The 11,651-nt window shown below is 67.8% G+C and carries 11 protein-coding genes; 4 read left to right on the forward strand and 7 right to left on the reverse strand.

The annotated features are described in order from the left end of the window. Positions 1 to 169 precede the first annotated feature (169 nt). The gene (locus PSA7680_RS16490; protein ID WP_085869782.1) at positions 170 to 358 is read left to right on the forward strand and encodes a DUF1127 domain-containing protein; all 189 of its coding nucleotides are present in this window, start codon (positions 170 to 172) and stop codon (positions 356 to 358) included. A 114-nt stretch (positions 359 to 472) separates the two neighbouring features. Here PSA7680_RS16490 and PSA7680_RS16495 read toward each other — a convergent pair whose 3' ends face one another. The 6 genes from PSA7680_RS16495 to PSA7680_RS16520 all read right to left on the reverse strand — a co-directional run bounded on the left by PSA7680_RS16495 (position 473) and on the right by PSA7680_RS16520 (position 8,353). Beyond that, on the reverse strand, positions 473 to 826 hold the full coding sequence (locus PSA7680_RS16495) for a hypothetical protein (protein ID WP_085869783.1): 354 nt from the start codon (positions 824 to 826) through the stop codon (positions 473 to 475). Positions 827 to 913: 87 nt separating this feature from the next. Further along, a complete protein-coding gene (locus tag PSA7680_RS16500) occupies positions 914 to 1,801 on the reverse strand; it encodes a 50S ribosomal protein L11 methyltransferase (RefSeq protein WP_085869784.1) in 888 nt (295 codons plus the stop codon). 51 nt (positions 1,802 to 1,852) lie between these two features. Further along, positions 1,853 to 2,509, reverse strand: a complete 657-nt coding sequence (msrA, locus tag PSA7680_RS16505; RefSeq protein WP_085869785.1) for a peptide-methionine (S)-S-oxide reductase MsrA — start codon at positions 2,507 to 2,509, stop codon at positions 1,853 to 1,855. A 60-nt stretch (positions 2,510 to 2,569) separates the two neighbouring features. Beyond that, positions 2,570 to 3,799: an MFS transporter gene (locus PSA7680_RS16510; RefSeq protein WP_085869786.1), complete on the reverse strand. Its 1,230-nt coding sequence runs from the start codon at positions 3,797 to 3,799 to the stop codon at positions 2,570 to 2,572. Positions 3,800 to 4,131: 332 nt separating this feature from the next. Further along, the gene (locus PSA7680_RS16515; protein ID WP_085869787.1) at positions 4,132 to 6,072 is read right to left on the reverse strand and encodes an ATP-binding protein; all 1,941 of its coding nucleotides are present in this window, start codon (positions 6,070 to 6,072) and stop codon (positions 4,132 to 4,134) included. Positions 6,073 to 6,148: 76 nt separating this feature from the next. Next, entirely contained in the window at positions 6,149 to 8,353 is a 2,205-nt protein-coding gene (locus PSA7680_RS16520) for a primosomal protein N' (RefSeq protein ID WP_085869788.1), read from the reverse strand. Positions 8,354 to 8,579: 226 nt separating this feature from the next. Here PSA7680_RS16520 and PSA7680_RS16525 point away from each other — a divergent pair, with 226 nt between their 5' ends. From PSA7680_RS16525 to PSA7680_RS16535, 3 genes are read left to right on the forward strand one after another with little or no spacing between them, the layout of a single operon-like run. Then, positions 8,580 to 9,287 (forward strand): DUF484 family protein, encoded by a 708-nt coding sequence (locus PSA7680_RS16525; protein WP_085869789.1) that lies wholly within the window; start codon positions 8,580 to 8,582, stop codon positions 9,285 to 9,287. Continuing rightward, on the forward strand, positions 9,287 to 10,216 hold the full coding sequence (locus PSA7680_RS16530; RefSeq protein ID WP_085869790.1) for a tyrosine recombinase XerC: 930 nt from the start codon (positions 9,287 to 9,289) through the stop codon (positions 10,214 to 10,216). The genes PSA7680_RS16525 and PSA7680_RS16530 overlap by 1 nt, the downstream gene beginning before the upstream one ends. 52 nt (positions 10,217 to 10,268) lie before the next feature. Then, positions 10,269 to 10,967 carry a CDP-alcohol phosphatidyltransferase family protein gene (locus PSA7680_RS16535; RefSeq protein ID WP_085869795.1) on the forward strand — a complete coding sequence of 233 codons (699 nt, stop codon included), beginning with the start codon at positions 10,269 to 10,271 and terminating at the stop codon, positions 10,965 to 10,967. Between the two features lie 83 nt (positions 10,968 to 11,050). On the opposite strand, the gene PSA7680_RS16540 is transcribed toward PSA7680_RS16535, so the two are convergent. Further along, entirely contained in the window at positions 11,051 to 11,506 is a 456-nt protein-coding gene (locus tag PSA7680_RS16540) for a methylated-DNA--[protein]-cysteine S-methyltransferase (protein WP_085869791.1), read from the reverse strand. Positions 11,507 to 11,651 lie beyond the last annotated feature (145 nt).

Below are 11,651 nucleotides of genomic sequence, written 5' to 3' on the forward strand. Positions count from 1 at the left end.
GAAGCCACTTTTCGCCTTTGCAAAAAGGTGTTTAAGGCCCACGAGACCCATGCACAAACTGCATGGATGCTATGCGCTCCACCCCTCTTGTCCGGTGGTTTTCTCCCCTCTATCTGCCGGCCTGCAAGCGCACAAAAATGCATCAACTCTGAAAGAAAGGACGGCACCAATGGCTGCTTTTGAAACCTCCCGCCCGGCAACCGGCTCCCTGTTTGGTGGCCGTCTGGCCAATCTCTTCGCCGCGCTGATCGAATGGAACGATCGCCGCGTCACCCGCAAGGCCCTCTCCAAGCTCACCGATCGCGAGCTGGACGACATCGGCCTGAGCCGCGGTGACCTCGACGCCCTGCGCGGCTGAGCCAGGCCCCGCCGCCTCGGCGGGCTTTCAACGGAAGAAAAAGGCCGCTTCGGAGGGATCCGACGCGGCCTTTTCACCATGTGAAACGAGCAAACTCTTTAAGGATGATCGGCCCTACTTGGGCAGAACCTTGTTCAGATGGCCGGCCACCCAGAGCGTTGCCGGATCGGCCTGCATCATGAAGGCGCCCACCTGCTCGACCGAGGTACCGGCCGCCAGCTTGTCCACGCGCTGCGTGTAGGTGGCACCGCCGAGCTGGGCGTAGAGAAATCCCTTGAATACGAAGACCCCGGCCGCCACGAGCAGAAGCCCGCGGATCGGGAAACGCCGTTCCACGCGCCGGCGCGGCGCCGACGTGATCAGCCCGTCCGGACCGATCGTATGGACATAGCCCCGCGCAAGCTTCCGGTGACGCCGGTCGATCCGGCGCAGTCGCTTGTCGAAACTCTGGAGATTGGCATCCGCCATAGCAGCCTCCGTTGGTCGGCCCCCACCGACACAACCGATTTTCCGCCGAAATGTGGCGAAAACAAGGCGATTAAGGCAAAATTTAGGTTATTTGCGTGCGTCTTGGTCCTTTTTGCGCATCGTCAGCGTCGACCAGTCAACAATCTCCTCGTGATGCACGAGATTGAACCCGTTCGCGGAATAAACCTCGATCACCTCCGGCGCCTGCTCGTTCAGCAGGCCGGACAGAATCACGTAGCCGCCCTCGGCCACATGCGCGGCCATGTCGGGGGCGAGATCGATCAGCGGGCCTTTCAGGATGTTGGCGAACACCAGGTCGAAGGGCGCCGCCTCGGCCAGGACAGGAGAGTCAAACCCCATCGCCTCGATGCAGCGCACGCGCCCTTCCAGCCCGTTGGAGGCCACGTTGGCCGCGGCCACTTCCACGGCGACTGCGTCGATGTCGCTGGCGAGCACCGGATCGGGCCAGATCTTGGCGGCGGCCATCGCCAGAACGGCCGTGCCGCAGCCGATGTCGGCCACGTTGCGGCCGACGAACCCGCCCTCCGCCAGCCGGTCAAGGGCGCGCAGGCAGCCTAGCGTGGTGCCGTGGTGGCCGGTGCCGAAGGCCATCGCGGCCTCGATCAGCAGCCCCACCGCCCCCTCGGGCAGCTTGTCGGCATCGTGGCTGCCGTGCACGAAGAAGCGCCCCGCGGCGACCGGGGAAAGCTCGCGCCGCACCTTGGCGACCCAATCGGTTTCGGGCAGTTCGGAGACGACGAAGGGGTTGGCGCCGAAGGCGGCGGCGAGCACCGCCAGCGCCGTTTCGTCGGGTGCCTCGGTGAAATAGCCGCCCACTTCCCAGAGGCCGGAGCCGTCCTCGATCTCGAAGACGCCCACGCCCATCGGCTCCGGGTCCATCCGCTCGAGCGCCTCGCCGAGTTTCTCTGCGGCGGGTTTGCCGGGAAGGGTCGTGAAAGCGGTGAAAGTGGGCATGGTGTCCTCGCGTGTGGCCTGCAGGGCGCTTAGACGCCCTGCCGCCACGCGTCAAGCGCCGCTGCCGATCCCCACGGGGCAGCTCACGCCGGTGCCGCCGATGCCGCAGTAGCCGGCCGGGTTCTTGGCGAGATACTGCTGGTGGTAGTCCTCCGCGTAGAAGAACGCCGGCGCGGGCAGGATTTCCGTGGTGATCGCGCCGTAGCCCGCCTCCGCCAGACGGGGCGCGAAGGCGGCGCGGCTCTCCTCGGCGGCCTGGGCCTGCGCGGCGCCGTAGGTGTAGATGCCGGAGCGATACTGGGTGCCCATGTCGTTGCCCTGGCGCATGCCCTGGGTCGGATCGTGGTTTTCCCAGAACACGCGCAGCAGTTCCTCGTAGGGCACGATCTTCGGATCGAAGATCACCCGCACCACCTCGTTGTGGCCGGTCTGGCCGGTGCAGACCTCCTCGTAGGTCGGGTTCGGCGTGTGGCCGGCGGCGTAGCCCGCCATCGTCAGCCAGACGCCCTCGATCTGCCAGAAGATCCGCTCGACACCCCAGAAACAGCCCATGCCGAACATCGCCTCCTGCATGCCCTCGGGCACGGGCGCCTTCAGCGGGCGGCCGCTGACGAAATGGGTCTCGGCGGTGGGGATCGGCGCCGGACGGCCCGGCAGGGCGGCCTCGGGCGAAACCATCTGCATCTTCTTCTTCTGGAAAGCGAACATGGGGCGTGCCTCACGATTGTGCGTCTGGGGTGCAGATATAGGGGGCCACGGGCGCCGCTTCTACTCTGCTGGCGCAGGCGTGATCGCGGCGAGCCGGGTTTCGTTGCCCGGCGCCGGGTGGCGCGGGATCAGCAGCGCCAGCCCCAGCGAGCAGAGTGCGATGGCGGCGGCCAGCCCGAAGACCGCGGCGGGCGAGACCAGCCACAGCAGCCCCAGCAGCACCGGCAGGAAGACGGCGGCGATGTGGTTGATGGTGAAGGCCACGGCGGCCGTGGGGGCGATGTCCTTCGGGTCGGCGATCTTCTGGAAGTAGGTCTTCAGCGCCAGCGCCAGCGCGAAGAGCAGGTGGTCCACCACGTAGAGCGCGCTGGCCAGCACCACGCCCCAGCCGAACATGTAGATGCCGCCGTAGGCGAAGAACACCAGCGCGAGCCCGGCGTATTCGAAGATCAGCGCATTGCGCTCGCCGAAGCGGTACACGGCCCGCCCCATCAGCGGGGCGAAGATCATGTTGGCCACGAGGTTGATCAGGAAGAGCGCCGTCACCTCGTGAACCTCGAAGCCGAAGCGCTCCACCATCATGAACCCGGCGAAGACGACGAAGATCTGGCGCCGGGCACCGGCGAGAAACTGCAGCGCGTAGTAGAGCCAGTAGCGCTTGCGCAGGACGATCCGGCGGCGCTGCGGGTTCGGGGTTTCGAACTGGGGATAGGCCAGCAGGCAGAACAGCGCGATGGCCACCGTCAACCCGCCGGTGGCGAGGTAGACGGCGTTGTAGCTCAGGCCGAGGCGATCCCAGAGCAGCACGATCAGCACGTAGATCACCAGCGTGGCCGCCGATCCGGCCGCAGCCAGCCAGCCCAGCATCTGGGGGGCGCGGTTCTTCTCGATCCACTGCAGCTGGAGCGACTGGTTGACCGTCTCGTAGTAGTGGAACCCGATCGAGGACAGCATGGTGATCGTCAGGATGCCGTAAAGGCTGGGAAACCACGCCGTGACGGCGGTGGCCGCCCCCAGAAGGGCGAGGCTCACGAGGCCCAGCACCTGTTCGCGGATCAGCAGAAGCAGGGCGATCACGCCCACCGCGAAGAAACCGGGGATCTCGCGCACGCTGTGCAGCAGGCCGATGTCGGCCCCGTCGAAATCCGCCACCTCGATGACGAAATTGTTGAGCAGCGCCGACCACGTGGAGAAGGCGATCGGCATGGCGAGTGCCGTCAGAAACAGCAGGGCGATCGGGCGGCGCCACGGCGGCAGCGCGCCGGCATCTTCGAGGTGAACCGTTTTCATGACCCTCGGATACGCGCGAAACCGGCCGGGGAAAAGGCAAAGTTCTGTTCTCCCCCGCACAGATCACCCCTGCACGGACGGCGTTTCGAGACAGGCACCGGCGGCGCTTCTTCAACCCTCCGGCCGCACCTGCGCCAGTGTGTGGGCGATACGCCCGCGCCCCTTCCGTCGCTCCTGCCGCTCCTGCCGGCGTTTCCTGCGCCTGATGCATCCACGACCGCAAGCCCCGGCACGACCTTTCCTGCCCGCAGCGCCCTTCGCGCCTCTTGCGCTTTTCCACCCGCGCACCTGCCCACGCACCTGCCAGGCGCGGCTTCCGCCTCGCTTCGCCGCTAGCTCGGGGCCACAGCCGCCGGCGACGAGGCCACGCGGCGGATCTCGGCGAGCAGTTCGGCCTTGCGCAAGGGCTTGGACAGGAACCCGTCCATCCCGGCGGCCTGGCAGGCCCGCCTGTCCTTTTCGAAGGCGTTGGCCGTAAGCGCGACGATAGGGGTCGCGCGCATGCCCTGCTCCGCCTCCGCGGCGCGGATCCGGCGGGTGGCGCCGATGCCGTCCAGGCGGGGCATGGACATGTCCATCAGGATCAGGTCGAAACGGCTCGCCTGCGCGGCCTCGACAGCCTGCACCCCGTCCTCTGCGAAGGTGAGATCGATGCCGCTGCCCGCCAGAAGCCGCGCGAGGACCAGCCGGTTGGCCCGGTTGTCTTCCGCCGCGAGCACCAGGAGCCCGGCCAGTTCGCTTTGCCCGGCAGCCGCCGCCTGTTCGGGGCCCTGTGAGGGAGCCTGTGAGGGAGCCTGTGCGGAAGCCTGTGCTGGAGCCTCGGCCGCGGCGGCGCGTGGCAGGGTCAGCGTCAGCTTGAAGCGACTGCCTTCTCCGGGCGTGGAAACGGCCACGAGATCGCCGCCCATGTGGCGGGCGAGCTTGCGCGAAATCGCCAGCCCCAGCCCGGTGCCGCCGTGCAGCCGGGTCGTCTTGGCGTCCACCTGCTCGAAGGGCTCGAAGATGCGCTGCAGGGCCTCCTGCGGAATTCCGAGGCCGGTGTCGGCGACCTCGATCTCGATGCCGGCGTCGGCGCCGCCCGCGCCAGGCGCCACCTTCGCCGCCAGCGATACCCGCCCCGCCTCGGTGAATTTCAACGCGTTTCCGAGGAGGTTCATCACCACCTGCCGCAGCTTCCCGGCATCCCCGACGACCCAGACCCCTTCCGCCTCTGCGATGTCGCATTCGAAGGACAGCCCCTTCTGATCCAGCAGCGGCGAAAAGAGGGCCGCGCAATCCTGCAGTGGCCTCGCCAGGGCGAAGGGGATCTGCTCCAACTCCGCCTTGCCGGCCTCGATGCGGGAAAAATCCAGCACGTCGTTGATGATGGACAACAGCGCCCGCCCGCCGCCTTCGATGGTTTCCAGCATCTCGGCCTGATCGGGCGAGAGCGCCGATTCCCGCAGAACCTCGGCCATCCCGAGGATCGCGTTCAGCGGCGTGCGGATCTCGTGGCTCATCACCGCGAGGAACTCCGATTTCGCAATGCTCGCGGCCTCGGCCCGCCGCTGCAGTTCCCGTGCCTCCTCGGCCCGGCGCACCAGCGCCGCCTGCGAGGCCTCCAGCCGCTGCAGCGTCTCGCGGATTTCCGCGTTGGCCTCCAGCAGGCGCCGCTCCGCCTCGTGGCGGCTTTCGTTCTGCTGGCGCAGCCGGTCGAACAGGCCCGCCAGCATGGTGAACAGCAGCACGGCGGCAGTGAGATACACAAGGTAGGTGCGCAGATCCGCCTCCGGGGTGAGCAGGCTGTCCCCGATGACGATGCCGACCATCGCGGCCAGCACGGCGAGCTTGGCGCGAAAGGATTCGGGATGCAGCCCCGCCACCAATTGCCCGTTCACCAGCCCGGCGGTGAGGAAGGCCATGCAGAGCACCCAAAGCTCGGGCCCGCCGACGAACCAGAGAATGCCGATGGCGCCGCAGACACCGGCCGCCCAGATCGCGGAGCCGGCGGCCAGACGATGGCTGGCCGCCTTGGCATCACGCAGGATGAGCCCGCTGCGCTGCACATGCGCGACGTTGCACAGTTCCACCACTTCGGCACCCATCAGAGCAAGCGCCGCCATCACCCCCCAGCCCGGCGAAATGAACCCCGCCACGATCAGCGCCCCGGCCACCTCGAACCCCGCCCGGACGGGCAGCGTGGAGAAGCGGCCGCGGCAGAACCGCTGCAATCGCCCTTCGCGGGAGTATTTCGAAGGCGCCGGCCTGCCGGCACCGGGGAGCGCTTGCGCCATGGGGGGGCTTTCCGATCATTTGTCCACGAGTCATGCCACGACATGTCTTGCCACGGGGTTAAGCCGCGGCGGCGTGTCAGTAGAAACTTTGGGGGTCGATGTCGATGGAAATGCGCGTATTGGCCGGCACGCGCAGCTGCCCCACCCAGGCCGTCAGGGCCTTCTGGATCGGCACGCCCTTGGCCGCCTTCACCAACAGCCGCACCCGGTGGCGCCCCCGGATCCGGGCGATCGGCGCCGGCGCCGGACCAAAGACCTGCGCCTGCACCTGGCGCAGCGGCGCGTCTTGCCGGGCGAGCTGGTTGCCCAGATCGAAAGCGGTCTGCACGTCTGGGGAGGAAATCACGATGCCCGCAAGCCGCCCGTATGGCGGCACGCCCGCGGCCTCGCGCTCCCGTGCCTCGGCCTGCCAGAACCCCTCTTCATCGCCGGAGAGGATCGCGCGGATCACCGGGTGCTCGGGCTGGTAGGTCTGAAGAAGCGCGAGCCCCTTGCGCTCGCTGCGCCCCGCCCGGCCCGCGACCTGCCGCATCAGCTGGAAGGTGCGCTCCGCGGCGCGCAGGTCGCTACCTTGCAGACCGAGATCCGCATCGATCACGCCGACAAGGGTCAGAAGCGGGAAATTATGCCCCTTTGCAACGAGTTGCGTGCCGATGATGATGTCGGCACCGCCCTCGGCGATGAGCCCGATCTGCGCCTTGAGCGCGCGGGCCGAGGCGAAGAGATCGGAGGACAGCACCGCCACGCGCGCCTCGGGAAAGGCCTCCGCCGTTTCCTCCGCCAGCCGCTCCACGCCGGGGCCGACGGGTGCCAGCCGCCCCTCGACCTCGCATTTCGGACAGGCCTCGGGCACCGGTTTCGTCTCGCCGCACTGGTGGCACATCAGCCGCTTCAGGAACCGGTGCTCCACCATGCGCGCATCGCAGTTGTCGCAGGCGATCTGGTGGCCGCAGGCGCGGCAGATCGTGACCGGCGCATAGCCGCGCCGGTTCAGGAACAGCAGCGACTGCTCGCCCTTCTCGATCCGCGCGCGCACCTGCGCCTTGAGCGCCTCGGAGATCCAGCGCGCGCCCGGCAGTTTTTCGGCGCGCATGTCGATGGCGCGCATTTCCGGCAGTTCGGACGCCCCGAACCGCGCCGCCAGATCGAGGCGCCTGTATTTCCCGGCCTGCGCATTGGCCCAGCTTTCCAGCGAGGGTGTCGCCGAGGCGAGAATGACCTGCGCGCTGCAGTAGGTGGCCCGCAGAACCGCCATGTCGCGGGCGGAATAGAGCACCCCGTCTTCCTGCTTGTAGGAGGTGTCGTGTTCCTCGTCGACGACGATCAGGCCGAGATCGCGGAACGGCAGGTAGAGCGCGGAGCGCGCGCCCACCACCAGCTGCGCCCCATTCTCGGCCACCATGCGCCAGCAACGGCGCCGTTCGGTGAGCGTCACGCCGGAATGCCACTCCGCGGGGCGGGCGCCGAAGCGGGTCTCCACGCGATCCAGGAACTCGGCTGTCAGCGCGATTTCAGGTAGAAGAACAAGCGCTTGCCGCCCCTTCCTCAAGCACTCAGCCACCGCTTCGAGGTAGACTTCCGTCTTGCCCGAGCCCGTCACCCCCTTGAGCAGCGTGGTGCCGTAGCGGCCCGAGGCCACCCCCTGCCGCAGGGCGTCCGCCGCCCGTGCCTGATCTTCCGAGAGATCCACCCCGCCGAAATCGGGCCGCAGCGTCGGATAGGGCAGATCGCGTGGGCTGGCCTCCTCGCGCACCACACCCTGCTTCACCAGCCCCTTGATGACGGAGGTGCTGACGCCGGCCATTTCCGCCAGTTCGCCCAGCGTGAAGGCGAGGCCGCCGTATTCGCGGAGCGTCTCCACCACCCGCCTGCGGGCGTCCGTCTCGCGGTCCGGCACGCCTTCGCCCAGCCGGTAGATCTTGCGCATCGAGGGCGGATCGCCGAGGCCCGGCGCGCGGGTGGCCAGCCGCAGCATCGCCGGCATCGGGGTGATCGTGTAGTCGGCGACCTTCACGAGGAAATCGCGCATGTCCCGCCCCATGGGCGGCACGTCGAGCACGCGGGAAATGGCGCGCGCCTTCTTGAGATCGAACCCGCCCTGCCCAGCGCCCCAGACCACGCCGATGACCTTGCGCGGCCCCAGCGGCACTTCGACGAAGGCCCCGAGGAAACAGCCGCCGGCCGGGGCGCGGTAGTCGAGCGTGCGATCCAGCGGCTGGGTGGTCAGTACCGCCACCAGCGCGCCTTCCTCGAAATAGCTCTGTTCCTGCTCCGCCGCCATGCTGCCCGCGCCCCGTCCGCGCCCCGTTTCGTTGCCTGTTTCGATGCCTGTTTCGATCGCCGCGCGAGCCTAGCGCTGCGCGCGGGGAAGCGAAAGATGCGATCCCCTTTCGAGGCCTGGGGCGCGATTGCGACACCTGCGGCGACAATGTTTGAAAATCGCTATTTTCCGTTCACTTTTGGCGCCCAATCCCTGTATGATTGCGGAAAATAATCAAGGGGCAGGCATGTCGAGCACCGCCAAGATTGACAATTCCCTGCGCGAGCAGATCATCGCCGATCCGGAAGTGATCCTCGAGGATCAGGATCTGATGCGCGCCCTCGTGGCCGCCAACGAGAAAGCCCTCGGCGGCAACATCGTGGACCTTCGGGGCATCGCCATGGAGCGGCTGGAAGCCCGGCTGGACCGGCTGGAGGACACCCACCGCTCGGTCATCGCCGCCGCCTACGAGAATCTCGCCGGCACGAACCAGGTGCACCGGGCCATCCTGCGGATGCTCGATCCCGTCACCTTCGAGGATTTCCTGAAGGAACTCGACGGCGACGTGGCCGAGATCCTGCGGGTGGACTGCATCCGGCTGGTGCTGGAAAGCGTGCAGACCGGGGACGATCCGGCCCTGCGCAAGCTCGGGGACGTGCTCAGCGTGGCCGAACCAGGTTTCGTGGACGCCTACCTGACCGCCGGGCGCGATGCGCCGGTGCGTCAGGTCACCCTGCGGCAGGCCATCCCGCAGAGCGACATGATCTACGGCGAGGCCGCCGAATGGATCCGCTCCGAAGCCTGCCTGAAGCTGGATTTCGGCGAAGGCCGCCTGCCTGGCATGCTGGTGATGGGCAGCGAGGATCCGCACCAGTTCCGCCCCAACCAAGGCACCGATCTGCTGGCCTTCTTCGCCGGAACCTTCGAGCGCGCCATGCGCCGCTGGCTGGCCTGATGATCTCACCGGCGGCCACGGATTCGGTCCAGAACTTCCTTGCCGCACAGCAGGCGCTGAAGGCCTCCGCCGAGAACACCATCGCCGCCTACCAGGCCGATCTGCTCGGCTTCTTGGCCTTCCTCGCCGGCCACCACGGCGGCACCATGGGCATGGCCCGGATCAAGGCCACCAGCCTTTCGGACATGCGCGCCTGGCTCGCCCATGAGCGCAGCCGGGGCGCCTCAGCGCGCAGCCGCGCCCGCGCGCTTTCGGCGGTGAAGAGCTACTTCCGCTGGCTCGCCCGTCAGGACGGCGATTTCGATCCGACGGCCGTTCTCTCGGTGCGCAGCCCCAAATACACCCGCAAGATCCCCCGCCCGCTGGCCGAGACGGCCGCGCGCGCGGTGATCGACACGGTGGAGATGCAGGCCACCGAACCCTGGGTGGCCGCGCGGGACGTCGCCGCCGTGACCTTGATGTATGCCTGCGGCCTGCGGATCTCGGAGGCGCTTTCGCTCACCGGGCGCGATGCCCCCCTGCCCGAGGTGCTGCGGATCCGCGGCAAGGGCGGCAAGGAGCGCATCGTGCCGGTGCTGCCGGCCGCGCGCGCGGCCGTGGCGGCCTACACCGCGATCTGCCCCTTCCCGATGGAGCCCGACGACCCGCTGTTTCGCGGCGTGCGCGGCGGCGCCTTGAACCCGCGCGCGTTGCAGAAGGTGATGGAGAAGGCCCGGCTTCAGCTCGGCCTGCCCGCCACCGCCACGCCCCACGCGCTGCGCCACTCCTTCGCCACGCACCTGCTGAACGCCGGCGGCGATCTGCGCAGCATCCAGGAGCTTCTGGGCCATGCGTCGCTCTCCACGACCCAGGCCTATACGGCGGTGGAAACCGCCCGCCTTCTGGACGTCTACGAGAAAGCCCACCCCAGGGCCGCGGGCGGCGGCTGAGCTTCCTTCCTGAGCCGTTGCATTCGCGCGCCGATTGCGCCATGACGATCCGATGACACCAGAACACCGCGCGCTATTCGTCCATCTCTTCACCGGAACCGGGGCCGTCTTCGCCATGCTCGCCATGCTGGCGGCGGCGGACGCCAAGTGGAGCCTGATGTTCCTCTGGCTGGTGGTGGCCCTCGTGGTGGACGGGATCGACGGGCCGCTCGCCCGCCGCTTCCACGTCAAGAAATACGCGCCCCAGATCGATGGCGTCCTGCTGGATCTGATCATCGACTACCTGACCTACGTGTTCATCCCCGCCTTCGCGCTGTTCAAATCCGGCCTGCTGCCGGGCTGGACGGGCTGGATCGCGATCATCGTCATCACCTTCGCCTCCGCCATCTATTTCGCGGATACGCGCATGAAAACGCAGGACAATTCCTTCTCGGGCTTCCCCGGCTGCTGGAACATGATGGTGCTGGTGATGTTTGCGCTGAAGCCGGGCTTCTGGATCATCCTCGCGCTGGTGGTGGCGCTGGCGGTGGCGATGTTCCTGCCGCTGAAGTTCATCCACCCGGTGCGCACCGATCGCTGGCGCGCGATCTCCCTGCCCATGGCCATCGCCTGGGCCTTCTTCGCCGGCTGGGCGGCCTGGGTGGATTTCCACCCGGAAAGCTGGGCGCATTGGGGCCTCGTGGTGACGAGCGTCTACCTGCTGTTCGCCGGGATCGCGCAGCAGATCGTGCCCCGGAAAGGCACCGCCTGAGCCTTGTCCGGAGGGCCGCTCCCGGCCGCCAGGTGGCGTGAATCCCACGCCTGATGCGGGCGGGGCCTCCCTTCACCGCTCCGCTAGATCAGCAGTGCCCCTTCAAGCCGCAGCAGGGCGGCTTTCGTCTCCACGCCACCGGCCCCGGAAAAGCCGGTCAGACCATTCGCCCCCACCACCCGGTGGCACGGAATGAGGATCGGGATCGGGTTGGCGCCGCAAGCTCCGCCCACCGCCTGCGCCGGCTGGCCAAGCGCACGCGCCAGATCGCCGTAGGTGCGGGTTTCGCCGTAGGGAATGGCGCTCATCTGCGCGCAAACCGCTTTTTGAAAGTCAGAGCCCTCAACCCGCAACGGCAGATCGAACCGCGTCAGGCGCCCGTCGAAATAGGCGGCAAGCTGGGCGGCGGCTTCCTGCAGCAGCGGCGTGGGGGCCTGCGCATCGGTGGCCTCCTCCCACGTCAGGGCGGTAATCGCGCCGTCCTGCGCGTGAAGCGTGAGAGGGCCAAGCGGGCTGTCGATCGTCAGGCAGGCTGTCATGGCGCCAAGTTTCCCCGCTAGGTCGTGAACTCATAAACGGGATTCCGTTTTTGGCGGTGTGATGATTCACTTTCGGAAACGGAGGTGAGCATGACGGGCAGACACGATGTGAGCGATGCGGAATGGGCGGTGATCTCGCCGCTGT

It is taken from the genome of Pseudoruegeria aquimaris (assembly GCF_900172235.1).
In the GTDB taxonomy this organism is placed as follows: Bacteria; Pseudomonadota; Alphaproteobacteria; order Rhodobacterales; family Rhodobacteraceae; genus Pseudoruegeria; species Pseudoruegeria aquimaris.